Annotated in this window: 23 protein-coding genes and 1 rRNA gene (1 of these 24 cut by a window edge); 6 read left to right on the plus strand and 18 right to left on the minus strand. The window is 54.6% G+C overall.

The genetic code is table 11. The annotated features are described in order from the left end of the window. The 4 genes from OLTU_RS29020 to OLTU_RS29035 form a co-directional block, all read right to left on the minus strand. Window positions 1–1,202, minus strand: a 16S ribosomal RNA gene (locus OLTU_RS29020); it reaches 331 nt to the left of the window's first position. 372 nt (window positions 1,203–1,574) lie between these two features. Then, window positions 1,575–2,252, minus strand: coding sequence for a hypothetical protein (locus OLTU_RS29025; protein WP_141736221.1), 678 nt, complete (start codon window positions 2,250–2,252; stop codon window positions 1,575–1,577). A gap of 16 nt (window positions 2,253–2,268) precedes the next feature. Next, window positions 2,269–2,631 carry a response regulator gene (locus tag OLTU_RS29030; protein ID WP_141736222.1) on the minus strand — a complete coding sequence of 121 codons (363 nt, stop codon included), beginning with the start codon at window positions 2,629–2,631 and terminating at the stop codon, window positions 2,269–2,271. 24 nt (window positions 2,632–2,655) lie between these two features. Continuing rightward, entirely contained in the window at window positions 2,656–3,309 is a 654-nt protein-coding gene (locus tag OLTU_RS29035) for a hypothetical protein (protein WP_141736223.1), read from the minus strand. A 226-nt stretch (window positions 3,310–3,535) separates the two neighbouring features. On the opposite strand from OLTU_RS29035, the gene OLTU_RS29040 reads away from it, so the two are divergent. After that, window positions 3,536–6,343: a DEAD/DEAH box helicase gene (locus tag OLTU_RS29040; protein ID WP_176737062.1), complete on the plus strand. Its 2,808-nt coding sequence runs from the start codon at window positions 3,536–3,538 to the stop codon at window positions 6,341–6,343. Window positions 6,344–6,562: 219 nt separating this feature from the next. On the opposite strand, the gene gltX is transcribed toward OLTU_RS29040, so the two are convergent. After that, the gene (gene gltX / locus OLTU_RS29045) at window positions 6,563–7,996 is read right to left on the minus strand and encodes a glutamate--tRNA ligase (protein ID WP_141736225.1); all 1,434 of its coding nucleotides are present in this window, start codon (window positions 7,994–7,996) and stop codon (window positions 6,563–6,565) included. A 169-nt stretch (window positions 7,997–8,165) separates the two neighbouring features. Here gltX and OLTU_RS29050 point away from each other — a divergent pair, with 169 nt between their 5' ends. Then, window positions 8,166–9,110, plus strand: a complete 945-nt coding sequence (locus tag OLTU_RS29050) for a 6-pyruvoyl trahydropterin synthase family protein (RefSeq protein WP_141736226.1) — start codon at window positions 8,166–8,168, stop codon at window positions 9,108–9,110. Between the two features lie 4 nt (window positions 9,111–9,114). On the opposite strand, the gene OLTU_RS29055 is transcribed toward OLTU_RS29050, so the two are convergent. Then, the gene (locus tag OLTU_RS29055; protein ID WP_176737063.1) at window positions 9,115–9,711 is read right to left on the minus strand and encodes an aminodeoxychorismate/anthranilate synthase component II; all 597 of its coding nucleotides are present in this window, start codon (window positions 9,709–9,711) and stop codon (window positions 9,115–9,117) included. Here OLTU_RS29055 and OLTU_RS29060 point away from each other — a divergent pair. Next, a complete protein-coding gene (locus OLTU_RS29060) occupies window positions 9,688–10,446 on the plus strand; it encodes a hypothetical protein (RefSeq protein ID WP_218110346.1) in 759 nt (252 codons plus the stop codon). The two genes, OLTU_RS29055 and OLTU_RS29060, sit on opposite strands and share 24 nt — an antisense overlap. Here the strand turns inward: OLTU_RS29060 and cphA are convergent. Both cphA and OLTU_RS29070 read right to left on the minus strand, forming a co-directional pair. Next, window positions 10,443–13,133, minus strand: a complete 2,691-nt coding sequence (gene cphA / locus OLTU_RS29065; protein ID WP_141736229.1) for a cyanophycin synthetase — start codon at window positions 13,131–13,133, stop codon at window positions 10,443–10,445. The two genes, OLTU_RS29060 and cphA, sit on opposite strands and share 4 nt — an antisense overlap. 18 nt (window positions 13,134–13,151) lie before the next feature. Continuing rightward, window positions 13,152–13,970 carry a cyanophycinase gene (locus tag OLTU_RS29070; protein ID WP_141736230.1) on the minus strand — a complete coding sequence of 273 codons (819 nt, stop codon included), beginning with the start codon at window positions 13,968–13,970 and terminating at the stop codon, window positions 13,152–13,154. Between the two features lie 282 nt (window positions 13,971–14,252). Here OLTU_RS29070 and OLTU_RS29075 point away from each other — a divergent pair, with 282 nt between their 5' ends. Next, window positions 14,253–14,711 carry a hypothetical protein gene (locus tag OLTU_RS29075; protein ID WP_141736231.1) on the plus strand — a complete coding sequence of 153 codons (459 nt, stop codon included), beginning with the start codon at window positions 14,253–14,255 and terminating at the stop codon, window positions 14,709–14,711. Window positions 14,712–14,756: 45 nt separating this feature from the next. Here OLTU_RS29075 and OLTU_RS29080 read toward each other — a convergent pair whose 3' ends face one another. Continuing rightward, complete coding sequence (locus OLTU_RS29080; protein WP_176737065.1) at window positions 14,757–15,845, minus strand: hemerythrin domain-containing protein; 1,089 nt, start codon at window positions 15,843–15,845, stop codon at window positions 14,757–14,759. Window positions 15,846–16,046: 201 nt separating this feature from the next. Here OLTU_RS29080 and OLTU_RS29085 point away from each other — a divergent pair, with 201 nt between their 5' ends. Both OLTU_RS29085 and OLTU_RS29090 read left to right on the plus strand, forming a co-directional pair. Beyond that, on the plus strand, window positions 16,047–16,466 hold the full coding sequence (locus OLTU_RS29085) for a hypothetical protein (protein WP_141736233.1): 420 nt from the start codon (window positions 16,047–16,049) through the stop codon (window positions 16,464–16,466). Between the two features lie 114 nt (window positions 16,467–16,580). Continuing rightward, a complete protein-coding gene (locus OLTU_RS29090) occupies window positions 16,581–17,384 on the plus strand; it encodes an N-acetylmuramoyl-L-alanine amidase-like domain-containing protein (RefSeq protein WP_141736234.1) in 804 nt (267 codons plus the stop codon). Here the strand turns inward: OLTU_RS29090 and murG are convergent. The 9 genes from murG to OLTU_RS29135 all read right to left on the minus strand — a co-directional run bounded on the left by murG (window position 17,376) and on the right by OLTU_RS29135 (window position 26,562). Next, on the minus strand, window positions 17,376–18,437 hold the full coding sequence (gene murG / locus OLTU_RS29095) for an undecaprenyldiphospho-muramoylpentapeptide beta-N-acetylglucosaminyltransferase (protein WP_141736235.1): 1,062 nt from the start codon (window positions 18,435–18,437) through the stop codon (window positions 17,376–17,378). The two genes, OLTU_RS29090 and murG, sit on opposite strands and share 9 nt — an antisense overlap. A 14-nt stretch (window positions 18,438–18,451) precedes the next feature. After that, window positions 18,452–18,907: a GspE/PulE/PilB domain-containing protein gene (locus tag OLTU_RS29100; RefSeq protein ID WP_176737066.1), complete on the minus strand. Its 456-nt coding sequence runs from the start codon at window positions 18,905–18,907 to the stop codon at window positions 18,452–18,454. A gap of 2 nt (window positions 18,908–18,909) precedes the next feature. After that, a complete protein-coding gene (locus OLTU_RS29105; protein WP_141736237.1) occupies window positions 18,910–19,620 on the minus strand; it encodes a hypothetical protein in 711 nt (236 codons plus the stop codon). Then, window positions 19,598–21,373: a tetratricopeptide repeat protein gene (locus OLTU_RS29110; protein WP_141736238.1), complete on the minus strand. Its 1,776-nt coding sequence runs from the start codon at window positions 21,371–21,373 to the stop codon at window positions 19,598–19,600. Before OLTU_RS29110 ends, OLTU_RS29105 begins: the two co-directional genes overlap by 23 nt. A 109-nt stretch (window positions 21,374–21,482) precedes the next feature. After that, the gene (gene truA, locus OLTU_RS29115; protein WP_141736239.1) at window positions 21,483–22,361 is read right to left on the minus strand and encodes a tRNA pseudouridine(38-40) synthase TruA; all 879 of its coding nucleotides are present in this window, start codon (window positions 22,359–22,361) and stop codon (window positions 21,483–21,485) included. Next, window positions 22,327–23,277, minus strand: coding sequence for a hypothetical protein (locus OLTU_RS29120; RefSeq protein WP_141736240.1), 951 nt, complete (start codon window positions 23,275–23,277; stop codon window positions 22,327–22,329). The genes truA and OLTU_RS29120 overlap by 35 nt, the downstream gene beginning before the upstream one ends. 14 nt (window positions 23,278–23,291) lie before the next feature. Then, complete coding sequence (gene pssA / locus OLTU_RS29125) at window positions 23,292–24,119, minus strand: CDP-diacylglycerol--serine O-phosphatidyltransferase (RefSeq protein ID WP_141736241.1); 828 nt, start codon at window positions 24,117–24,119, stop codon at window positions 23,292–23,294. Between the two features lie 59 nt (window positions 24,120–24,178). Continuing rightward, a complete protein-coding gene (locus tag OLTU_RS29130) occupies window positions 24,179–24,868 on the minus strand; it encodes a tRNA threonylcarbamoyladenosine biosynthesis protein TsaB (RefSeq protein ID WP_176737067.1) in 690 nt (229 codons plus the stop codon). Between the two features lie 11 nt (window positions 24,869–24,879). Then, window positions 24,880–26,562, minus strand: a complete 1,683-nt coding sequence (locus OLTU_RS29135) for a site-2 protease family protein (protein WP_141736243.1) — start codon at window positions 26,560–26,562, stop codon at window positions 24,880–24,882. Window positions 26,563–26,578: the final 16 nt, after the last annotated feature.

Below are 26,578 nucleotides of genomic sequence, written 5' to 3' on the forward strand. Positions count from 1 at the left end.
AGGGCCATGAGGACTTGACGTCATCCCCGCCTTCCTCCGGTTTAACACCGGCGGTCTTCCCAGAGTCCCCAACTTAATGCTGGTAACTGAGAACAGGGGTTGCGCTCGTTGCCGGACTTAACCGAACATTTCACAACACGAGCTGACGACAGCCATGCAGCACCTGTCCACGAGTCCCCGAAGGGAAAGGTACATCTCTGTACCGGTCTCGCGATGTCAAGGCCAGGTAAGGTTCTGCGCGTTGCTTCGAATTAAACCACATACTCCACCGCTTGTGCGGGCCCCCGTCAATTCCTTTGAGTTTTAGTCTTGCGACCGTACTTCCCAGGCGGGATACTTAATGTGTGAACTTTGGCACTCAGAGGGTTAACTCTCCGAACGCCTAGTATCCATCGTTTACGGTGCGGACTACCAGGGTATCTAATCCTGTTTGCTCCCCGCACTTTCGCACCTCAGCGTCAATACACTGCCAGGCAGGCGCCTTCGCCTCCGGTGTTCCACCTGATCTCTACGAATTTCACTTCTCCACCAGGTATTCCCCCACCCTCTCAGGTATTCAAGACAAGCGGTTTCAACTGCAGTTCCCGGGTTGAGCCCAGGTATTTCACAATTGACCTGCGAGTCCGCCTACGTGCGCTTTACGCCCAGTGATTCCGAGTAACGCTTGCACCTTTCGTATTACCGCGGCTGCTGGCACGAAATTAGCCGGTGCTTATTCTCGAGGTACCGTCAGCTGACCGGATTGTTCACCCTGCCAACCTTCTTCCCTCGCTAAAGAGCTTTACGACCCAAGGGCCTTCTTCACTCACGCGGCGTTGCTGCATCAGGGTTTCCCCCATTGTGCAATATTCCCTACTGCTGCCTCCCGTAGGAGTCTGGACCGTGTCTCAGTTCCAGTGTGACTGATCATCCTCTCAGACCAGTTACCCATCGTTGCCTTGGTGGGCCATTACCCCGCCAACTAGCTAATGGGACATGGGCCAATCCTTGAACGGTAGCCCTTGCGGCGCCACCTTTACTCTCGCGAGATTATGCGGTATTAGCTGTCGTTTCCAACAGTTATTCCCCATTCAAGGGCATGTTCCCATGTATTACTCACCCGTGCGCCACTTTACTCATCCCGAAGGACTTTCACGTTCGACTTGCATGTATTAGGCACGCCGCCAGCGTTCACTCTGAGCCAGGATCAAACTCTACAGTTTAAAACCTGACACGAGCCGAAGCTCGCTTTTTTTTATTTTAACTCGACAATCCATCCGAAGATGAACCATCAGAATTGACGTTCGCGCTTCTTCTTTCTGTCTTCTATTCAGTTTTCAAAGAACCATTCGCTTTGTACTACTTTGAAGCTGGATTCGTCAAGGATTTTCTCGTCTTATCTTCGCTTCATTTTCGTCATCAGCGACGTGAGAAAGGGTTATACGGGAACGCCCTGTGCTCGTCAACACCCATTGCAGTTTTTTTTAAATGGAATTTTAGAAAGCGCAGAAGCCTTGCGTTGCATGATTTTGATGGTAGCGCCAAACTTGCCTTCGGAAAATTCGTGAGTTTCGAGTCGCGAATGACCGAGCAATTCAGGCGGTTTTTTTGCGGGAATCCGGGAAGATGGCGAGGAATCTTTTCTTCTCATCTTCGGCTGTATACTGCCGGAACGTATAACTTTTTATGTCCGATGTGACCTTCTCCAGCTCTTCGATTGAGCAGCGCTGGTCATAATCGATGAGAACGTAGTTCAAACCCGTCTGCAGAATCTTGAGGGACATCACCACATGTTCCAACTTCTGGGCGATGACATCTTCTGAGGAGAGTGCGCCAATAATACCAAAGATGATGTTCTTCAGTTCATCATCCATGGTATTGAGCGTGTTCATTTCTGTTTTAAACCGGCCAGCAAAGCGATTGATGCGGTTGCGGACCAGAACCTCCGGCTCAGCTGAAACCAGCTGACCGATGTCCTGGCCTTTGGCGTGACGCTCGGACATTTCTTCAAAAATCTCATCCACGACCTTTTGCATGTCCTGAATCAGAATTTCTGTTTCCATGTCCGGGTTCACATAAGTGGACTCCAGGACCTTTTCAGCATGCTGACGCCTGTCTTCCGTGGTGTTGCTGATACCAGCCACACCCTGCATGACAGTCTCAACCGTGCTGACCATCGTCTCGCGAATATTCAGCAGCTGCCCTTCGAGCAGCCGCGTATACTGCGCCAGAAAACTTACGAGGTAGGCACTTGCGTCCTCTTTATCCGACATCGACGCCCCCGGAGTCTTAGCCTGCGATTTTGGTCACAGCGGCGACCAATTGATCTGGCTGAAAGGGTTTCACCAGCCAACCTTTGGCCCCAGCAGCTTTGGCTCTTTGAATCAGATCCGAAGCCCCTTCGGTGGTGAGCATGATCACGGGAACCGTGTTGCCATCCGCCTTGAGTTTTTCGACCATTTCCAAACCATTCATGTTGGGCATGTTCACGTCGCTGATCACCATGGCCACATCTGCATTGGCTTTCAGCTTCTCGATGCCGTCGGCGCCGTCTTCGGCCTCGATGACTTCGTAACCGCCTTTGGTCAACGTGAAGCTGACTTGCTGGCGAATGGTTTTCGAGTCGTCCACGATCATGATCTTCTTACCCATGAAATCCTCCTTAGGGGGCGATCCTTAGCTGACACGCTTCATTTCTTTCGGATGACCGAAGATCTTGTGAAAGATCAGTCGTTCATCTTCACTCGTATAGCTCAAATAGACTTGAGTCAGGACCCGATTGCGGAAGAGCTTGATCGCATCGGCTCTGGCATTCTGTTTGTAGTTGGCCAGAAGCGTTGCGAGCTCCACCTGCAGATGATTCATCCCGTCAATGATGTGACTCAGTCTCTGGGCAATCACATCATCAACCGAAACCGCCCCAATGATGTGGGCGATCAGGTCCTGAAGGTCACGATCCAGACCGCTGATGGCTTCCATATGTTTGGAAAAGAGGCCGCCGGTCCGCATCAGTTTGTTTTCCAGATAATCCTTACGCTGCGAATCAGTTGAATCGGCCGAGAGGATCGACTTTTCGTCTTTCTCCAGCTCCGTACTCGAGGAGCTGACGAAACCCTGCGATTTCTTATCTTTGATCAGGACTTCATTGGCTTTCATCTTCTTTTCATCAGCCACCTGGCTCATGGAAGTCACCGAGTTCATCACTTCGGCAACGGTCGTCTCCATAAGCATCCGAATGGACACCAGCTGCTGTTCACTCAGCAAGGTGAAATCCCGTAGGAAATCCACGAGAATTTTGGAAGCGACGAAACTATCCTTGCTTTCAACCACGTTTGGTCTCCATCTGACCCAGGATGTATCGGCCAACCACAAAGCGGCTTGAATAAATGAAGCCGGAAATTCGGCTAAAAAGATGATAAGATGGTAAAATTTACCCGACATCCCGCCTGCATCGGCCGCGGTGTCAGGTTTTTGACAAGGCCGCACCCTCAAATTGTTCGTGATATACTCAGGTATGATGCGACTCCTATCCCCCTACTGCTGCGAGTTCCCAAGAGTGAAGACCAATATTCTTGAATTCTTTTACGAACATGTGGATGAAGACGACTGGCTCACGGGCCTCGACCTCTATACCTCGGGAAAAGTGGAACAAATCAAAGCCATGCACGGCTTGATTACGGCGCGTATCAGCTCAAACGGCGGACGCGGTGAAGAAACCCGGCTGAAAATTCATCCCAACGGTCATTGCATTCAATGGATCGAATGTACCTGCAAGAAAAATCGAAGCGGCGGCCAGTACTGTGAACACCTGGCATCCTTCATGATTTCCATCGATCGGGAGAAGCCGGAGCTGCTCGCTTCCCTCGATACACGCATGCCCCTGAAGCATCCCGTGGCGGTGCGCCGAAAAAATATCAAAGCCCAGATCGAAGGCGAAAAGCGCGACCGGGGCGAAGGCGCGGCTCAAACGATCCTGAGCCATCTCAAAGGCAACATTCAGAGCGTGCGCCTTCTGGCCAACGGTCCCACCATGAAGGTGCGTCTGGAAATCAAACCGGGCGAGTATACGAACTACCATCTTGAATTGGATGACGCAGCGAAATTTTTGCAGAGCCATCCCAAGCTGACGACGGCCAGTGATGAGGTGAAGCTTCTCAAGGTCTTTAATGTCATGGCCATTCGTGGCACGCGCATCTATCAGGAAGACGATGAAAAGGTCGTGGCCGAGCGCGTGGTCGTGATCCCCCATCCGCCGGCCGCCTTTAGCCGACTCGCGGAAAAGGAACATCCGCATTCCATTTTCCCCGCCAGCCATAAGATGCTCACCCGGATGGAGCCCAAAGGCAAGGATGGGCACTTTGAATTTGTTTCCCTGAAGGCCGGACACAAGTTTCTGGGCAAGGAATATTTTTATTTGCCGGAGCGCGGATTCTGGAAACTGACGGATGGGGATGTCAGCTCGCTCTGGAACGATCTGCCGATCCGCAAGGTTTTCAAGGAGGATGCGTCCGCGAATTTCATTCAGGACAATTTCTTTGAATATATCAACGAAGGCCCGATCTGGCTGGATCAGAATCTTAAGGGTGCCGCCATCGAGGGCGCTCCGCAGCTGAAGGAAATTCGCATTCACAAGGCCGCCGATGGCTGGTTCTTCCTGGACCCACGTTATCAGAGTGGCCAGGAATCGATTTCCATGCTCGATCTGGTGACCCAGTTCAAAAAGAAAAAGCGCAATTACATTCGCCAGGGTGAGAAGTGGATCAAGATCCCGGACTTTGTGAAGGACCATAACTGGGAAACGGATGAGTCCGGCAAATTCCTGAAAGTGAGTTCCCTCGGGCTGATGCGCCTGAAAGCTGCCGTTGGCGATTTCGATCAGTTCGTCGGCTCCAAGAAGGTTTTGAATCAGATCCGCAACCAGCTTGAATTCAAGAACAATATCAAGGTTCCAAGCCTGACTCATACCCGCCTTAAACTGCGGGAATATCAGTTTACCGGCGTGCAGTGGATGTGGTGGCTCTATGAAAACAAGCTGCATGGCCTGCTTGCCGATGAAATGGGTCTTGGGAAAACGCATCAGGCCATGGGTCTGATGTCGGCGATTCAGTCGCGCAAGGAAAAATCGTATTTCATCGTCATCGCCCCGACCACGGTTCTGGATCACTGGGAGGACAAGGTTCTGGCGTTCTGTCCGAACCTCAAGGTTTTCAAGCACCACGGGCCCAAGCGCAGCCAGAATATTAAGAAGATGATGGAAAACCATGATCTGATGATCACCAGCTATGGCGTCCTTCTACGGGATGCCAAGCAGTTGCAGGCGATCACCTGGGATTCCATCATTCTGGATGAAGCTCACTTTGTGAAGAACCAGGATACGGCCACCTACCAGGCGGTTTGTACCCTGACGGGCGATATTCGGATTTGTTTGACCGGTACGCCGATCGAGAATCACCTTGGGGAGATGAAGAACCTCTTCGATTTCCTCGTGCCGGGGTATCTCGGATCGGATGAATACTTCCGCCGGAACTTCATGCAGCCGATTGAAAAGAGTGGGGAGCCCGAGACCGAGCTGGCCCTGCAGAAGCTGATTCACCCCTTCAAGATGCGCCGGAACAAGGCGAATGTCCTTCATGATCTGCCGGAAAAGGTCGAGGATATTCGGCATTGCACGCTATCGAATGATCAGATCAAGATCTATCGCGAGGTGCTGGAGCTGAAGGCGCGGCCGATCCTGGAGACCTTGAAGGATGAGAATGCGCCTGTGCCTTACCTTCACGTGTTTGCAGTTCTGACCCTGCTCAAGCAGGTCTGCGACCATCCTCTGCTGGTTCATCCCGGGAAATTGGATCAGTATGAGAGCGGGAAGTTTGAGGTGCTGAAGGAAATCCTCACCGAGGCTCTGGATAGCGGGCACAAGATCGTGATCTATAGCCAGTACGTGGAGATGATTCGCCTCATCAGCATGTATCTGGAGCAGCAGGCGATTCAACACGCGATCCTGACCGGACAGACCAAGAATCGCGGGAAGGTCATCGAGAGATTCCAGACGGATCCAAACTGCAAGATCTTTGTCGGGTCCTTGCTGGCGGGCGGGATTGGTATTGATTTGACCGCTGCTTCGGTCGTCGTTCATTACGATCGCTGGTGGAATGCGAGCAAGGAAAACCAGGCGACCGACCGGGTTTACCGAATTGGGCAGAACAAGAACGTTCAGGTGCTCAAACTGGTGACGCGCGGGACTTTGGAAGAGAAAATTGATGCCCTGATCAATGTCAAGAAAGAGCTGTTTGAGAAGTTCATGGATCGGGATGAGGAGATCTTCAAGACGTTGACGCGGAGTCAGTTGATCGACCTTCTGCAGTGATCGGCCCCCTTCGGGGGTAACGTGCGTGGGGGGGCAGACCCGGCCCCGCTCGGGTAACGTGCGTGGGGGGGCAGACCCGGCCCCGCTCGGGTAACGTGCGTGGGGGGGCAGACCCGGCCCCGCTCGGGCAACGTGGGGGGGGGCAGACCCGGCCCTGTTCGGGCACGTGTTGGAACCCAACGTGGAGGGCCCCTGCGGGCGTAATGCGTGGGGAGCGGCTTAAGCCAACACCGTATCCACAAAATTCCGAATACGGAACCGCACCATTTCCCGACCAATCAACTCCATGCTTTCCGTCAGAGGTGGCGAGTCCTTGCGGCCCGTCACGATCAGGCGGATGGTCATGAAATAGTCTTTCGGTTTCCAGCCGATCTTTTCCCGATGGGCATTCAGTACATCGTGCAATGGCTTATTCTGCCAATCGTAGAGCTCATCGAGCTGTTCGAGCAGCTGGTACAGCATCGTACGCACGGCATCCTTGTCCTTGCTCGCGGGTAGGACTTCGATATGCTTATAGTCGAGCGCGCCATTGAAGAAGAAGGCGTTGTTGTCGACGAATTGCTCGAATCGTGACATCCGCTCCAGCGCCAGAGGCTTCAAGCGTCGCAGGAAATCCTTGGTGAAGATCTCTTCACGGATATAATGAATGAAAGCGTCCTCATCCATCTTATGCATGTAATGCTGGTTGAGCCAGGTGAGCTTCACCATATCGAAAACGGGACCACCGATCGAAATCTTCTTGAGGTCGAAGACTTCAATCATTTCATTCAACGTAAAGATTTCCCGGTCCTCGCCATAGCTCCAGCCCATGAGGGCGAGGAAGTTCACGATCGCCTCAGGCAGCATCCCCGCGCGGCGGTAATAGGTGAGCGACACCGGATTTTTCCGTTTGGAAATCTTCGACCGATCCGAATTCCGGAGCAGCGGCAGGTGACAGAACACAGGCTCCTCCCAGCCGAAGGCCCGATACAGAAGAGCATGCTTGGGTGTCGAGGAAATCCACTCCTCGGCCCGGATCACATGCGTGATCTTCATCAGATGATCATCGACCACGTTGGCGAGGTGATAGGTGGGAAACCCATCAGTTTTCATCAGCACCTGATCGTCGATCCGCTCATTGTCGAATTGCAGCTCATCACGCAACAGATCCATAAATCGCGTGACGCCATCCGTCGGCACCCGCAGACGAATCACATGCGGTGTGCCGGCTGCCTTTTGCTTCGCGACTTCATCCGGGCTCAGATTGCGACAATGTCCGTCGTAGCGGGTGGTGAGATTCTGTGCCTTTTGCTCCGCACGCACCCTGTCCAGACGCTCGGCTGTACAGAAGCAGGGATAGGCATGACCGGAGTCCACCAGCTTTTGTGTATATTCCCGGTAGATGTCGAGCCGTTCAGACTGCCGATACGGACCATAGGGCCCACCGCAATCAGGTCCCTCATCCCAGTTGAGGCCAAGCCACTTCAGTGATGAAAAAATCTGCTCCTCGCTCGACGCCCGCGCGCGGGTCTGGTCGGTGTCCTCGATCCGCAAAATAAATTTTCCACCGTGTTTTTTGGCGAAAACATAGTTAAATAGGGCGGTGTAGGCGGTGCCTACATGCGGATCACCAGTGGGGGACGGAGCGATGCGAACGCGAATCTCACGACTCATGATGAATTTCCTTCATACAACTTGAAACTGGAGAGGAGATTCTTTATACAGGACTCTCCCCCGTCAAGGGTGCTGGAGACAGCAAAAGTTATAGTGGGCTGAACGTTTGTCCGCAACCTTTGTTTAGGTCTCTATCGTCTTGAATACCTTTAAAATTTGGCGGTACTCGATGGAAGAAAAAACTGCCCCCCAGAGTGGCAAAGAACGATTTGGACGTCTCTTCATTAACGACGTCGACAAAATCGACTGTGCAATCTTTGACCCTTCGGTCGGTGTGGTCGGTCAGTCCTGGTATGTGGACATTACGGTGTCCGGGCAGCTGGACTCCAATGGCTTTGTTTATGATTTCAGCCATTTGAAGAAACTGGTGAAACAGGTCCTCAAGGCCTCGCTCGACCATACTCTTATTATTCCGGTGCAGTCCAAGCTGGTGCATTACCAGGATACGGACCGCGGGGAACTTTGGCGTCTCCAGGCCAAGAGTCGTCTGACGGGTGTCAACTCGGAGTGGAGTTATCTCTGCCCCAAGGGTGCCGTTTACCCTATCCGGTCCGTGCAGGTGACCCGCGAAATCGTGGAGCAGGAATGTTCACGCCTCGTGCGCCATCGTCTGCCCGAGGAAATCCACTCCGTGGAAATCCATCTGCGCAAAGAGGAGGAGCGGGCGGGTCAGTCCTTCTTCCGCTATAGCCATGGCATTACCGGCCACGAAGGTCTTTGCCAAAGACTCTTCCACGGTCATCGCAGCCGAATCGAAGTCTATGTCGCCGACGAACGCCGTCACGATCTGGAGCAGTGGCTGGCCCACGAAGTGCTTGGTTCCATCGTGCACATCGCTTCGATGTCCCAGCTCGTGAATCCAGCGGCCGATCTGCGCCCTGGTGTGCGTTCGGAAAATCAAACCCCGCTGACCATCGCTTATGTCGCATCCAAGGGTCGTTACGAAGCCACGGTTCCCGCCAACCGCGTTTTCCTGGTCGAATGCGAAACCAGCATTGAATCGATTACCCAGGAATTGGCCCGCTTGATCGGAAGCGAAGGCGTGGATCTGGGTGCCCCGATCAAAGTGAAATGCTTTGAAGGCATCGGCAAAGGCGCGGTCGCCGAATTGTAAAAGGTCAGGCTGGTGGGTGATAGTAAGCGCGCACCAGCTCCGTCCACTTCCTCTTCAAACTCTCCACGCCCACACTCAAAAACGATTCCGGATGAAACTGCACGCCGATGACCGGCTGCCGGCCTGTAAAATCTTCCAGTGCCTCGATTTCCTGATCCGCATTCCAGGCTGTGGCCAGCGTACCCGGCAGATCCTTGACCACCAGGGAATTGTACCGGGCGACCTGGGCATCGGCCGGCAGTTCGTTTAAAAATTGGGAATGACCTGCGATATCAATCCTCTGAGCCGAACCATGAAAGGGATGCCGGGCCCGCGCGATGCATCCGCCCAAAGCCAAACCCAGACACTGATGCCCGAGGCAAATGCCAAAAATCGGCACTTTACCCAACTGTTCCCGCACGATGCTCATGGTTTCCGGAAGCACCAAAGGATCCTTGGGTCCCGGGGAAAGGACGAGGGGCATGGGCTGCGCGCGCAATGCCTCAGCCACGCCCGGGGTGTCATAAGCTTTGTAAACCAGCTCCAGCCCGGTGTCAGAAAACAGCCAGTCTATAAGATTGAAGCTAAAGCTGTCATAATGATCGAGGAAACACACCTGCATGGCGAGGTCCTTGTGATTCGCAAAATATTGACTGGCGCGCTTGCTCTGGTCGCCCTGCCTCTTGCGGCGGCGGCCCTCGACCGTCCCGCGTATTATGACGAAGGCTGGCTGAAAATCAACCAATACAGCCCCGTGGAAGGCTTTGAGTCCCATGGCTCGTATGGCTGGCATCTGGGTGTAGGCGCCATTCAAACAGCAGGAGCCCAGGACAAGGCTGAGAATTTACCGAGCCGGACCGCTCCGACCCAGGTTCCAAGGCTTTTCCTGACCCATGGCACGCCCTGGCCTCTCGATTTTGGAGTGAGCTTCGCGCGCCTGGATGAGGGCAAGGGACGACAATTGGGAGGCCATCTGCAGTGGACGCTCTTTGAAGGTTTTCAAAAGCCCGCCCTCGCCATTCGTGTTTCACGCATGCAGACGGATGGGCTGAGTGGTCTGGAGCTTTTACAAACGGACAGTGCGATGCTGGGCCTGAGTTATGGATTTCTGCGGTATTTCAACTTCGCCTTTGGAATCGGACAGCAGCGTCATCGACTGGATATTAGACCCGTGGATGAAAACAATGCGTTTGGTCTGAGTGCCGGCTGGCGCGAACAGATTGAGAAAACCGAGAGCGTCTGGACGCTCTGCCTGAAAACTCATCTGTTCACACCCTTTGCCAGCCTTGGCATCGAGCGTGTCTACACGCACCCCCGGCAGGCCCTGACGATCGTAAAATTATCCTACATGCTCTAGACACTCATCGGCACCTGACGCCATTCGTCGACCTCGCGTGGGCTGTCCACTTCGATCTGGGGCAGCGGGACCTCCATCGGCACCGCACCCAGCTCGAACAAACGCTTCGTGACCGCTTCCATGTGTTCAAAGAAGACCACGATCGTTTCCCCTGGAATCATCGCGTCCAGTGCGAATTCAAGAGCCTGCAGCTCATCAAGCATGATGCGACAGTCCTTTTCCGGTGCCACACGCCTGACCGCCCGCAGCAAAATTTCAGCCACATGTCCGGGTTCCCGTCCACGACGATCCTGATCCTCGCGCAGAATCAAGCGGTCGAATTCCCGACCTGCGGCTTCACCTGATTGTTCGATCAGGGAATTGATGCGGTCGCCCGGCACGCCCACAATACCCGTCAGGCGACTGCACCCATGCCGCGCGGCACGACCCAGGGCCGTGATGGCCGCTGGATTATGCCCGAAATCAAGCAGTACCTGCCCGGTCCCGATTCGAAAGCAGTTCATACGTCCAGGATTGTCACGATCGCTCCGGAATTCGCGCAGGGCACTGGCGATCACGTCGCGTTCCACTCCCTGGCTGCGGGCAACGGCAATGGCGGCCAGCACATTTTCCACCTGGAAGCCGGCCCTCCCGCCCCAGGTGCAGGGCAGATCGGCGAGAGCCACCAGACGGGCTTCATCCAATCCCGGGCCGCGGGCTTCGATGACCCAATTATGTTTGACATAATAGGCCGTTCCTCCCTGCCGCAAGTGTTGGCGAATCACGGGATTGGCGGCATCGAGCGCAAAGTACACCAAAGAACGCGGAATTTTTTGAAAGCGAGGGTGATCCTGAATTCGGATCAGATAAGGGTCCGCAGCATTCAGGACCACAGTCCCGCCGGCCTTCACGCGATCGGCAATCAGGGATTTGACATGAAGGATGTCCTCCTCGTCCTCGATGCCGTCCTGCCCAAAATGATCGCACTGGATATTGGTGATCACACCGACATCCGACCAGTCATAGGCCAGGCCTTCACGCATCAGGCCACCGCGGGCGCATTCCAAAACCGCAAGGTCCACGGTGGGATCCGACAGAACAGAACGAGCCGAGTGAGGGCCGGTGGTATCACCGCTCGCAATCTTGTCGTTGCCGATCCAGATGCCGCCCGTGGTCGTGCGTCCCACATTCAGACCCTGCTTGCAAAAGATCTGGGAAATCATGCGGCTCGTGGTGGTTTTGCCATTGGTGCCTGTCACAGCAATAATTGGGATGCGGCCCTGATGTCCCTCGGGAAACATCATGGCAACGATCGCCTGGCCGACGTCGCGTGACTTGCCCTCACTGGGAAAGAGATGCATGCGAATTCCGGGCGCCGCATTTATTTCAATGATCCCATTCTGTGCTGTCAGAGGCTGACTGATATCATCCGCAATCAGATCGATGCCACAGATATCAAGGCCAATGGTCGCAGCGGCTCGTTCGCAAATGCGCCGGGTTTGAGGATGGACCTCATCGGTGACATCACGGGCCGTGCCGCCTGTGGACAGATTATGGCTGTCCCGCATCCAGACCAGGGATCCGACCGCCGGTATGGAATCGAGTTCATAACCCTGCCGCTGCAGACAGTTGAGGGCGATCGCATCACAGATGATCTGAGTCAAAGGTTTTTCGTGCCCTTCCCCACGCAGCGGATTTTGGTTTTCGATGACCACCAGTTCCGCCACGGTATGCACGCCATCGCCGAAGACGCGGGGCGGCAGACGCTGGCTGGCCGCAACCATCTTCCCATTGATCACGAGAACCCGATAGTCATGGCCCTGAAACATTTCCTCAATCACCACGGCGGAAGCGTAATCACTGGCCGCTGTAAAGGCCTTGATCAATTCCTCGGGTGTCCGGACCTGGAGCGAAACACCCTTGCCCTGCCGCCCATCCAAAGGTTTCACGACCAAAGGACTCGTGAATTCCTTCAAGGTCTGAAGCGCCTCGTGAACCGTGCGCACCACCGTTCCTGAAGGAACGGGGAGATGCGCGTCACGCAGAAATTTTTTGGTCAGGGCTTTGTCGCAGGCGATGTCCACTGCAATCGCCCGGGTACTCCAACCCTCTGTGGCCTGGACGTATTGCCGATGCCGGCCATAACCCAGCTGCAGAAGATTGCCGTCATTGAGTCTTTGCACCGGAATGCCACGACGTTTGGCGGCATTCGCTATGGCCTGCGTGCTGGGACCCAGAGCGTAATCCTTCACGATCGCCTGGCCTTCCTGAAATTTTTCCTCGAGGGAATAACGTTCGCCCTGCAGAAGAGCCTGGACCAGGTCCACGGCCGTGCGCAGGAGAAATTCGGAAAGCTCCTCGATTTCACATTCAATCACGACCCGATAGACACCGGGCTCACCGGCATAAACTGTCTTTCCATAGGAGGCCTCACGACCTGCAGGTCCGGACAGTTCCAGAGCCACATGCTCGATAATATGACCGAAGTAAGTGCCTTCCTGGAGGCGTTCCACAAAACCACCGGGATGACCACGCGAACATCGATGACTATGGAGACCGGGCAGCAGCGCCAGCAAACGTTCATTGAACCCGGGACAATCCTTGCTTTCCACGTCAGTAAAGGGGCCAAGGTCCAGCTTCATGGTCATGACGGGACGATGAGTAAAAACGTTCGGACCCCGTATGGGGAGAACCTTCAGGATATTCATAGATCTTCCTTAGACGATTCAGTTTGTTTTGCGGGGAATACGATCCCTTAGATTAAAGCCGTAACCTGGGGTCAGAATGTGGAGCTTTACGTTACAAATGGCCAGATGCTCGTGCTGGTCCAAAAGATGGACATTCGTATCTGTCACATCCGCAGCATCGATCACCGTGACCGAACCTGTGCCGATAACTTCAAATTCATGGCCGTGTACGACCAATGCTGTATTTTCATCAATACCGATTCCAAGATGGTGTGGGTATTCAGCGATTGCCGACAGCAGGCGATTGATCCGCCCCCGCTGTGCAAAATGCTGATCGATCAGCACCCCTGGAAGAAATTCCAAACCGGCTCCCAGTCGAACCATCCCGACCCTTGCCGTGTCATGGGCTGAGCCCTCGATAATCATGGTGGTGGACATCATGGAGGCGCCGGCGCTGGTTCCCGCCAGCACCAAACCATCTTCATGCCTAGCATGCAGAAGGGCATCAACGCGTGTGCCTCCCAGCAGCGAAGTGATTCGAAACTGATCCCCACCCGTAAAGAAAACACCGGAAGCGGACTCGATCGCTGCCAGGCTCTTCTCATGCTGAGCCTCCTCACGCGATTCGATATGAACGCATTGAACCTGATCCTCTCCGGAGTCACCCATGAGCTTTCGAAAAATCTGTGTATAATCTTCACCCACCTCGTAAGGGTGCTCGGTCGCAACAGTCATGATGACGATACGCGCGGCATCACCGCCTGCGAGGCGTATGAATTCCTTAAGGATGACCTGTTCACCCTTCTTGTCTTCAGCACCTCCGATAACCAGAAGCGGACCTGTGTTTTGTGCAAGCATATTCGACCTTCCAGACCCTCGATGATGGGGTGCAGTTTGTGCAGGAATGCAATGAGTTTGCCAGGCGAATGCTGCCCGTTTCCTTGCAATCAAAACCACGTGTGTTCGAGTCCACTGAGTCCTTTGTGGATGACTACAGGAGGCTACTGAATCGTTGTTCTGTCTATGGCTCCTGACATGAAGGGAATTTCCTCTACATAAGGAAAGTGTCGGCAGCGTTTTGGACTGTATCTTGAATGCGGGAGGGGTCAGCAGACTCTTATCAATTTTGGAGGATTAAATATGACCGAGTTGAATCCACAGGAGACCCCACGTGGGTCTCTCACGGCCACATCACAAAGTTCCACCGACATCCCCACCCATCTGCGTCCGGATTCCTCTGAGGACATGATTCCGCAGCCCCTGAATTCCCAGGGGATCCTGGGCGATCAATCCCTGGCGGCTGGTGAGGCCGAGACAGAGGACTTTGACGTAGCCACATCCGTGGGCGCCTCCATTAATGAAAGCATGATGATGCCCCGTGAAACTTTGGCAGCTGAACAGAGCGATCTGCGGCAAACCGCGAGCCTCAGCCAGCAGGACGACGACATGATGGCATCTGAAGAAACGATGTGGCAGAAACAGGTGAAGGTCGTGGATCAAAAGATCCGCCAGAACCCTTATGCTTACATCGCGGGAGCCCTGGGTTTGGGTCTCATGTTAGGCCGAAGCATGAGTTCCGGCCGCAGTCATTCCGTTTGAATGGAAAGCCGGAATGGACCGCGGTGAGGCCGCGGTCCTTTGGAATCAGGCACCCCCGTGAGTGGCGGCCATATCCGAATCTTCATTGGCTGCGGAGGCGATGATTTCATCCACTCCGACATTTTCCTGAACGCGCTTCTTGGCTTCCATGAAATCCTGTGACATCGCCACGAGGACCTCCTCGCTGCTGTTTTTCTTGATCAAGGGGAAGACCTTGTTTTCCTCTTCATCCACGTGATGTTTCACCAGCTGCTGCAGGTCATCGATCTTATCCAGGAAGGCCTCGCGATCATCGTCGAGCACATCGGTGATTTCATCGAGCAGTGTGCGAATATCCTCATGTTCCTGCCGGGCATCGATCATCTGCTGCTTCATGTCGCTGAGGTTTTGGAAGCGACTGTAGACGGTTTCCTCTTCCGCGATGGAGTGGGCGGTGAGGTCCGCTTTCAGCTGATGGAAAATACCAGCGTCTTTCTGTGGGTCTGCGTTGTCCGTGATCTCCCGAAAGAGGACCTCCACCTTGCGATGATCCATGGTCAGAATCGGCAGAACACTCATTTCATCCGCGGGCTTGGCGACCTTGCTGATGACCATGCCGGCCACCGTGGAAACGGCATCCCTGGCACGTCCGAAGATACCTGTGACAGGCGGTTTGCCAGTGATCCATTCCACACCGGCGGTTTCCATCAATTTGGTCAATTCCGTGACATGACGTGTGAACGTCGCATAAACGCCATCAAAGGCACCCAGCGCGATCTTGATATCAAGATCAGTGGCCTGGACGGACTTGTGCACAAGGTGGCTGCACATCATCTGGTTCTGTTTCAGAAGGATATAGGCGCCGAGCTTTTCCAAGGGAATCGCCGCTTCATTCGTCACAATGTCGCTGACGACATCAGACAGTTGAACCGCGGCATAGCGTGGTTCCACCCGGATTCCATAGCTGCCGATGACGGTTTCCAGCATGCGAAGGTTTTTGTCATCCTCTTCCGCCATGGTACGGAGGCTTTCATGGGCTTCTGCGTCCATGAGGTTCAAGGCTTCGTTGCAGGACAATATCGTCTTTTGCCGATGCAGGATGTCAGCTAATTCAAAACCTATAGCTTCCCGCATATCCTGTTCTGAGATTTGCATATTTGATTCCTCGCGTCTGATTGTCAAAAGTTGAAAGTCCAGTCCTCTCACACTCCTTAACATCGCCGACTCCATCCTCAAATGGAATAGCAGAATTTTCCCCACAGCTTTTGCTTAATTTTATGCTGAAGGGAAAAGGATTCATGGCTTTGGAGAACAAATTGCAAGCTTCGTCCGTTACACTGAAGGAAGGAGATCCTTATGAAACGTTTCCTTAAAATTCCACTCATGACAGGTTCCTTGCTTTTGGCGTTAACACAACCGTCACTGGCTCAAACCAGCGGCAAGGACACCGAAGCACCACAGGGCGCAGGAACCCGCACCCCAGCCGGTACGGGAACAGCGACAGGAACTGACACCAATACCAACAGGGGCACCAACCGCGATACCGCAACAGGAACCAGTGTCGGGAACCACTCGGATACAAGTGGTGGCACCACGAACACGGGCAACCGGCAGGACACGACGCGATCCGCCCGTCAATGCGCGGACAACGAAAATTACGTCCGGCAGGGGGATCGGATGGTCTGCGTTCCACGGGCCTCATCGGATCATGAGAATTCCACCGGAACAGGCCAGGACACCATCCGTCCGGAAAGCCCAGGCACGGACAATCCTTGAAACAGGCTCATCATCCCTCGCTCCGGCGAGGGATTCCCTTCCTTTCTTTTCAGGTTCTGTTTAAACTGAAGGCGTTGCAAACCAGACAACTCACGTCGGGAATGGTTCCGCCTCATGCCGTTTTTGAAAGAAACTCTCTTCACAATGCTTCTGGCCAGCACGTCTTCCTTGCCTCTTGGGCAGAACATGGAGACGATCAGCGCGTTTCTTTTGGATCGAAAATTCAAGACCGATGCGCTGGGCGAAGGACCCGGCTCAGCGGACAGCGATCCCCTCCACCGCTTGGATGCTTTTGATTGCACCACCTATGTGGAAACGGTCTGGGCCATGCATCGCACGCGACCCGGAGAGGATTGGACGCGAACGCTGCAGGACCTGCGCTATCGCGAAGGCCAGGTGCATTTCACCGAGCGCCTGCATTTTATTTCAGTGGATTGGCTGCCTTATCATCAAAAAAGAGGTCGCGCGCAGGAGGTGACGGCGGCCCTGGGACTGCCTCTGAAGGAGTCCAGGACTCTGATTGATCGACGCGGCTGGTATCAAAAAAAGCACCCGACTCATCTTCTGGATTTTCTGAGCCGTTTTCCCAAGGTTCAACCTGAATGGGCCACGGTGAAGTATCTGACGTTTGGAGCGCTGCTGGACAGTGCGGGCGGTCTGGAGAAACTGCGGGCGGAGTTAAGGAAGGGACCCTTGCTGGCGAACTTCGTGCGACCGAACTTTGATACGGTGGCGGCGCTCGGGACGGCGATTGATATTTCCCATCAGGGATTTTTGCTCCTGCAGGATGGGAAGATCATTCTGCGGCATGCCTCACTCAGCCTGCTCAAGGTGGGGGATGAGGACTTCATGGATTACATGACGTTCTATCGTCATCACCCCACCCTTAAGGGTCTGCAGCTCGTTCGTTTACTTTAGTTCCAAAACCTTGTGCAGATAATCAAAGATCACCTTGGCGATCCCTTCCCCGCTTCCACTTTTGCGCAGGCGTTCCTGTATGGCAGGCGCTTCCGCCCGGGTTTTTTCGATGGCCGCCCGCAGCGTGTCCGGCGTCAAGTCCGTTTCCCGCAGGACCTGAGCCCAGCCCTGAGCGGCAAAGGATTTGGCGTTGTCCACCTGATCCCCACGGCTGGCGATTTCCAGCGGGATGAGCAGCATGGGTTTGGCCAGGGCTTTGAGTTCAAACAGGGAATTGGCCCCGGCGCGGGTGACCACGAGGTCGGCGAGAGCAAACAGATGTTCAAGGCCCTCGTTCACATATTCAAAAGGCGCATAGGAAGGATGTTTGAAGTCGATGGCCTTGCCTTTTCCGGTCAGATGAATGATCTGCCAGGTGGTCACCAGTTCCGGCAGAAGGGTGCGCAAGGCAGCGTTGATGCGCTCCGCTCCGGAACTTCCACCCATCACCAGCAGGGTGGGACGGGTCGCATCAAATCCACACAGGCGGGCGCCCTGTTCACGATCGCCACGCAGGAGTTGTTCGCGCACGGGAATGCCGGCTGCCACCGACCGCACACCGGTCAGATATTTTTCAGTTTCCGGAAAGCAGTAGAAGATCAGACGGCAGAAGGGTTTGATCAGACGATTGGCCAGACCCGGGGTCAGGTCGGATTCATGCGATACGACCGGAATCCTGAGAACCCACGCGGCCAGGGCCACGGGCACACTGACAAAGCCGCCCTTGCTGAACACCAGATCCGGGCGCTTGCGAAAGAGCAGAAAGAGAGCCTGAAAAATGCCGATGACCAGCCGGAAGATATCGACGAAATTTTCCACTGAAAAATAGCGCCGCAGTTTGCCGGTCTGGATCGTATAAAAAGTAAGGCCGGCCTTCGTTGCCAGTTCCTTTTCAATGCCGCGGGAGCCGATGTAAAAAACCTCCCAACCGAGCTTGCGGTACTGTGGGAGCAGGGCGATATGCGGCATGACATGACCGGCTGTGCCACCACCTGTCAGCGCGACTTTTACCATGGGATCCTTCCTTTTCAAGGGAGCTGTAAGAGTGTTGGGATTTGGCGTTCCAAAGGATAAGCCTCTTCAATCGAGCGACACATCATCCGCCGATCCATGATCACAGGACGAAAACGCGGCAGGCGCTGCCCTAGAAATTGCAGGACCTTTTCATCCCAGGGATCCAGCATGCAGACCTGAAACGTTCCATCATCATCGCGATAGGGAATGAAGCACTTGTATTCCTGAGCCTCGGGCCAGGAGATCATGGCCAAAGCTTCGGTGTCGACATCCGAGGCATCAAAACTATAAAGCCGATCGAGTTTGAACACTTCAGCGATGGCATCCGCCAGGCTATGTTCGGCCATGATATGCGTTTCGAGCAGAGCCTCGTAGGTCGTGACCTTCCATTTTTCCGCGTAAATGCCGAGCATCCGCACATTGGTGGAGGTGATATAGCCGGCATCTTCCAGAGCTTCGAGCAGTTTCAATGTCACTCCTCCTCTTTCGGTGTCCAGCGGCATTCGATTCCCGGCAAATTTTCCGCCGTTAACACCACACTGGCATCCTTGTGGCTTTGCAGCTGCACCGATTCCTGCCGCAGGCCCCAGTAGACGTCCCAGGTCGCCGTCGCCTGCCAGGTCCAGGGCAGCGAGCCGCCATGTTTGGCAATGCGCACCTTGGTCAGGCGTTCCTTGTCCTGAATCGTGAGCTGGAGACTATCAGTATCCGTCGTATAGGATACCACCTGGCGTAACCAACTGCGTGGCAAATGTCCGGAGAAAAAACAGGGAAATTCATCGGGCTTGAGTCCGAGCTTTTGCCCTTTATAACGCAGAAAACCATCCTTGCTAATGGACACGTCGTCCAGCCACGGCCCCCCGCGTCCGGTCGTTTCGAAAGTCTGCTTCTGTTTATTGAATTGAATCTGAAACAGGGTCTGCCCGAACGGTGAGTAACTCGCCAGGCCCCAGTCGCCGCTGGATTTCGCGGCCCACTCCAGGTCGGCGGCCTCCAGCATCTGGCCGTCCCGGTTCACCTGAAAGGACAGGGCCCCGTTGGTGCTGGCGCACTCGACAAAAATCGCGCTGGCGTAGGCTGGCAGCTGGACATCACGGTAGCTCGGCAGGGTCGTGGCACAGGATGGAACGAGCAGGAGCAAGGCCCCTGCGGCCGCACGGCTATGAAATCTTCTTTTTGACACGTTCATACTTTTCCTGAATGCGAAGGCGATCCTTGTCTTCCATTTTGGCTTTGGACGCCTTGCCATAGATTTCCAGGGCTTTGTTCATGTCGCCAAGGACCTCATAGGTATCACCCAGATGCTCGAGCACCACGGCCTCATCCGGCACCAACTCGTTGGCCCGCAGAAGGACGTCCAGAGCCTTCTTGTAATGCCCCTGCTGAAAATAGATCCAGCCCAGGGAGTCCAGATAATAGCCGTCCTCCGGTTTGATTTCGAGCGCTTTCTTGACGTGGAATTCAGCTTCCTCAAGGTTGATGCCTTTTTCTGCATAAAGGTAGCCGAGGTAATTGTGCGCGGCCGCATGGTCCGGCTCCTTGCTGATCACCTGTTTGAGCGTTTCCACGCAATCATCAAATTCCTCCGTCTTCTCGAGATTCACAGCCTTGAGAAAAAGCAGGTCAACGCGTTCAGGATATTTTTGAAATCCTTCATCGAGCAGCTTGATGGCTTCCGCATAGCGCTGCCGATTGCCAAGGATGTTGGCGCCCAGGGGATAGAAGTCCACCGAACGATCCACCTGGGTGTCGATCACTTCGCGAACCACAGCCAAAGCCTCTTCCGTTTGCCCGGCCCGGCGATGCAGTTCAATCATGCGATAACGGGAGTGCACGTAAAATTCCGAGCTGGAGTCAAAACCCTGATAGGTTTTGAGAGCCCGTTCATACTGCTGCGTGCGTTCCTGGCCAAGACCTGACATATAAAGGATGCGTTCCGCCTGCGGGTTGCGCTGAGCCAATTCATCAAGCAGTTCGGAAGCTTCCTTGAATCTTTGCATTTCCCAAAAGATGAAAGCCATCTGCAGACGGATGCCCGGCACTTCACGCTTGGCCTCTTTCTCCGCTTTTTGCAGCATCTTCAGAGCATCATCGAGGGAACCGATCAGCTTGTAGTGACCAACCATCCGGGCGATCAGATCATCATTGGTGGGATCGAGCCGCAGCACCGCTTCATAGAGTCCAATGGCCTTTTTTGAATCCCCATTGACATCAAGGACCACCGCATAAAGATGCACGCGTTCCGGATCGTTGCCATCCAGTTCATAAGCACGTCGGGCGGGTTCCAGCGCCTCCTTTTTTTGTTTCAAGGTCAGATAAATTCGCGCGAGCTGCATCCAGCCATCCGCAAATTCCGGAGTATTGCGCAGCATTTCCTTGGCGATCGGGACCGCTTCCTTGTATTTCTGCTGAGCCTGAAGAAGCTGCAGAAGCACGACATAGGCTTCCACCTGATGCGGCGTGTATTTGGTGGCGAGACGGATGTGCTGTTCAGCCTTTTCAAATTGTCCCGCGGCCGAGAGCAGACGACCATAAAGCAGCTGAATTTCGCCATCACTCGGATAGAGCAGTACCATTTTCCTGGCCAGATGCAGTCCGCTCTCGACGTCTTCATTCGCTTTGGCCTCAATCAGCTTGGAGGCCAAAAACGGATTGGGGTCAAGATTATAGGCGTTTTCCAGGAATTTGCGGGCTTTTCCCATATTGCGGTTCAACGCTTCATATTCCCCGGTCAGGTAGTAAAATGAAGCATTCGCCTTGCGCCTTGTGGGGGACCAGAGGTCCATGGGAACCTTATCATCCTCCATGCCTCCCGGCCGAATTTCGGAATCGTGGCGCGACAGGTCTTTTGCGGCATGGGTCTGCTGGCAGGAGGTCAGGAGCTGAATGCCTGGCAAAAACAGCCAAAACACCAGCAAGCCCTTATTCTTGGCCATAAGTCTCCCTTTGTTTGCGAAGGATCGGTATATACCATTATAAGGGCAGGCGGCCGGAAGCGGACCAGGAAAAAAGAGAAAAACGGGAGGAGGCGAGGCAGGGCCTTGATCAGACGCCAGCCGGACTTTCAGAAAGACTTAAAGAGAAGCCGAATTCAGAGCCCGAACTGATCAGGGACTCAGGAATCTTTTCCGTCACGTCGTAGAAGATGCGAAGCAGCGAGAGACCATGCGCAGGCGCTGTTTGCCCCGCCTGCCGTCGATCCTGAGCTGAAAGGATGGTTTTGATATCATCGGGCTTCAGCTTGCCAAGACCAACTTTAACCAGTGTTCCCACCAGACTGCGCACCATCTGCTTCAGAAAACCGTCACCCAGGATGTAAAATTCCAAAAGCGGACCACGCTGCACCCAGCGCACATCGAGTATCGTGCGATCATAAGTGACAACACTCGCATCGCTCGCGCAGAAACTGCGAAAATCATGGGTGCCGAGGAGATTCCGGGCCGCCTCTTCCAAAGCCGCAAGATCGAGCGCGTGATGCATCGACCAGACATAAGGCCGGGTAAAAGGATTTTGCGGCGTTCCGAGCCAGATGCGATAACGATAGACCTTGCTTTTTGCCGAGAGGATCGGATGAAAATCAGTGGCCCAGGGCCGGAGTTCCAATACGCCGATGGTCGGGGGCACGAGGGCCTGAAGCGAGCGCAGAACCAGCTCGCAGTTGATCGGTTCACGACTGCGAAAGGTCGCAACCTGATGTTCGGCATGAACGCCCGTATCCGTGCGGGATGCGCCCATCACCCGCAGCTCCTGCCTGAGAGCCGTGCGCAGGGCCTTTTCCAGGACGTCCTGAACAGTCTGCCCACTGGGCTGGCTTTGCCAGCCTTGAAAGGCACTCCCGATGTAGGCGAGGTCCATGCGATAGGTGAAGAATGGGGCGAGGGACCCGCTTTCAGCGGAGTCCTTCGAAGCTAAAGGCGATTCCATAATTCTTTCTGTCGAAATTGCCGAACTTGTCGCTCGTGGTCGTGATATTCTCGGCGAAAAGGCTGAGGTAATAACGGTCGATGCCCAGCGAGCGCAGCGACTTATCCGAACGTGAATCCAGGCCGGTCAAACTAAAGGAAGCCATGACGCCTGTGACCAGCCCCTCATTCCAGCCGGAGTTCGTGTAGGTCGAGGCGCTGCTTGTCTTGGCTGTGGAAGGCAGATCGGGCTCGACCGTTTCCTGCACGTAAAGGTATTCCATCCCCATCCAGCCACGGAAGACAACCCAACGTTTTTTGAAAGGTGAAATCGCGATCTCCGCGGAGAGCTGCGTGGGAATAAGCGTCAGCCCAAGCTTTTGGTTATTGTCCTTGCGCTCCGTTTCAAGATCGCGGCTGACCGGAAGTTCGGCCGGGCGGTCCGCCAGCGGATGACCTTCGGCATGATAGTAGCCGACACGTCCCACGAGACCGATGTCCACGAAATAACTGAAAAGGTAGTAACCGCCGTAGAAATAAGGCGCGACCTTTTCCTTGCCATACAGATATTCGTAGTGATTGTACTTGCCGATGCTTTCCGGCCGAAAGGCACCAAAACCAAAGGTGGCCCCGGGACGGCGCCGGCCTTCGACCAGGCTGAAACTGGATTCTTCCGCTGGTGCGGGTTCAGCCGGGGGTGGCGGCGGTTCAGGGACCTCCTGCGTCACGACCGGAGGACGGGCCGGAGCCGGTATGGGAGGCAATGGCTCGGGCTGAGCGGGTTCAACCGGATCATCGCTGTCGTCGATGATGGAGGATTCGGGAATCTCGGGCTCCGGCGGAGGCGGGTTGCCAAGTTCCGCATCATCATCCTGAGCTTGGAGCTGCGGCGCCAATGCATTCAGAGCCAGCAGGGCCAGCAGGCAGATCTTTCGCATGGGTCCTCGTTCACTTAAGGTTCAATGGAACCTTGTTCATCCTGTTCAAAGATATCGTCGTCATCGACAATTTTGGTCCACCCGAAGATCCACTCCAAAGGACCACTCAGGGCATAACCAAAGAAAATCAGAAAACCAAACATCTCGGGTTGCGTTGCAATCAAAGCGACCATGGCCACGGCCAATACCAGGAGTCTGAATGGTTTTATCCCACGGATGTTAAGGGTTTTATGAGATCGATAGGGAATGTTGGTGACCATGGCCATGGCCAGCAAAAGGCCGGTGATGGCAAAGAACCACTGACGGAACACGGAGTTCTGGATCAGGCTTTCAATCCAGAAAAGCACGAGAAAATCACTGGGCTTGGTTTCAAATTCCATCCAAAGCGCCACAAAACAGGCCACCACGCCCGCCGCCATCGGAATCGGCAGACCGGTAAAATCACCCGAGGCCTTGCCGATGGAGCTTTGAACATTGAAACGGGCGAGACGCAGGGCCCCGCAGGCGAGGAACATGAAACACACGATCCAACCGAGGCGCCCGGCTTCCGAGAGACCCGCCTTATACATCAGCAGAGCCGGAGCCGCACCGAATGAAATCAAATCGCAGAGCGAATCGTACTGCACACCGAATTCACTCGTGCTGTTGGTGATGCGCGCCACACGACCATCGAGGACATCGAAGATGGCAGCCAGAAGAATGGCACCGGAAGCCCAGAGGAAATTGCCCTGCAGCCCTTTGACAATCGAAAAGAAACCGAAGAACAGATTGCCCGTGGTGATCAGATTCGGGAGGATATAAATCGCTCCCCCCAGTTTGCGCTTGGCGCCAAGAGTTTTCATAGGCCTACCTATCAGACGAAAATTCACGAGTCGACCGAGTTGATCCATTCCGGTTCCCCTCAAGCTTTTTTTTCAGCCTTCTCTTCCGGAGCTGACTTACGTAAATACTGCGGCATCGGTAAAACATCGCTCAGCCGGCGCGAATTTGCAATGAAGTCCTGGAGCATGGCGTTGAGCATTTCATAAGCCCGGGCCTCAATGGGCGAGCCATGAATAAGAATACCCGTACGACGCCCCAAGTCATTCAAACGTGGCCAATCTCCCAGACAGCCGACGCGTGCCGCACCTGGCTCCGTCAGGGAACGTGGCTCCTGTCCCGGCACTTCGAGACTGATGCGCTCCAATTCCAGATTGACCACGCCCACTTCCGACCTTGTGGCGAAGTATCCGTGAGTGGCGGTGGCCGGCAGCATCCAGGTATTGGCCTCCAGGGCCACGCGTGCAAAGCAACCCAGGGCCGAACTTGCGTAAAGTCCCAGGTGTGGATTGGCGCGATGAAGGCCATAGACAAAGGCCAGACCGATTTTAATCCCCGTGAAGGAACCCGGGCCGGTTCCGACGATGATGCCTTCAATTTGATTCCAGCTTTTGTGTTGCCGGGTCAAAAGGTCCTGGACCAGACGTGGCAGGTCCGCGGCGGCTTCCTGGGGATTATTTCTGATCTCCGCATCCAAAAGACGACCGCTGCCGGCATCAGCAAGAGCCAGGAGTGGTCCTTTCAGACTGGTGTCAAGCAAAAGAGTGAGCACGGACGCTGTCCTTAAAACATGGAACTGACGCCTTTGAGCATCGATGCCCAAAAGCGACCGAGATCATTGTAGGTCGCAATCACGACCAAAGCCAGCACCATCATAAAGCCCAGCTTCTGATAATTCTCGATCGCGGCTTCGGAGACACGGCGCCTGAGTCCCGCCTCGGCTCCGATCAGTACCATCTGTCCGCCGTCCAGGACAGGAATCGGGATCAGGTTGATCAGCGCGAGGTTGATGCTGATCACGGCCAGGGAATTGAAAAAGATCTGCCAGCCGAGGCGCACGGAATCGGAGGCAACCTTGGCAATTCCAATGGGTCCACTCAGAGCGGCCAGAGGCAATTCACCCGTGAAGAGGGCGCCGATACCTTTGGCGATCGCCTTGGTCGTGGCGCCGGTCTCCTCCAAGCCGTACCAAAGGGCCTGGACCGGATTGGTATAGCGCTGCTCGACAAATTCCGGACTTTCGAGACCGCCCCAGAATTGAACAGGCAGGGTATAAAGCGTCACCTTGCCTTCGACCCGCTGGACTTCCACGCCTTTCAGAGGCACCGTGATATTCTCCACGACTCCCTTGCGCAGAATTTTCAGATCCGCCTGAGGACGACGGTTGTCGCTGATCACCTCGCTTAAATCAAAGGCCGACTGCACCGGCTTGCCATCCCATTCGAGGATCATATCACCGGGCTGCAGATGCGCCACGGGCTCTTCACTTTTGAAAATCGTCAGCTGTGCGTGAGATACACCAAGAATGTCCTCAACCTTGCCGGCATCCCACTGAAAGCCTGCAGGCAGCGTGATCTTCAGGCTGCGTTCCGGCATGGGATCCTCCGGCTTCGTCGGATCTTCCGTGCGAACGATGAGATTCAGTTCCTGCGGAGCCGCCAGAGGTTCCTTGAACTGCGCGAAGAAACCGAGCACCTGGCGCCAGTATTTGACTTCGGTGCTGGTGCCATTCATTTCCACACGCAGCAAACGATCGCCGGTTTGCAGTCCGGCTCCGCTCAACACACCCTCATCATTCACGCGGGTCACCGTGCTCGGGACCAGATTCGGCGAGATGCCGATGCGTCCCTTGGTGCCAGGCATGTCATCCTCTTTCACGCTTTCCGGAGAAACGGTGACAGCCAACTCCTGCTGATCCCGCTTGATCTTCAGATTCAATGTTTCATTGGCCGCGCCGCTGATCAAGGACTGCACATCGCGCCAGGATTCGATGGGTTCATTGTTGATGGCGGTAATCATGTCGCCAAACTGAAGACCGGCACGTTCTGCAGGACTGTCTGGAATGATTTCACCGACCAGGGCTGGCGGCAGTTTTAAACCATAGGAAACCAAACCCGCGTAAGCCACCACCGCAAGGATGAGGTTGGCGATCGGACCCGCGGCGATAGTCGCCAGTCGGGCAGGAATCGAGGCATTGTAAAATTCACGGCCTTTCAAGGCTTCCGGCACTTCCTCCGAGGGAACCGTACCATAGAATTTCACAAAGCCGCCGAGCGGAATCAGACTCAAACGATAATGAGTTTCACGAATCTGAAAACCAATGATGGTGGGACCAAAGCCGATGGAAAAGATTTCAACCGGGATTTTGCACAGCTTGCCAACGATAAAGTGTCCCGCTTCGTGAACTACGACCAGTATTCCGAGCAACAGGATCACAGCGATCACGGGTTGCGATAAAAACTCCATAGATCCTGCTCCAGGC

Source organism: Oligoflexus tunisiensis, assembly GCF_001748245.1.
Lineage (GTDB): Bacteria > Bdellovibrionota_B > Oligoflexia > Oligoflexales > Oligoflexaceae > Oligoflexus > Oligoflexus tunisiensis.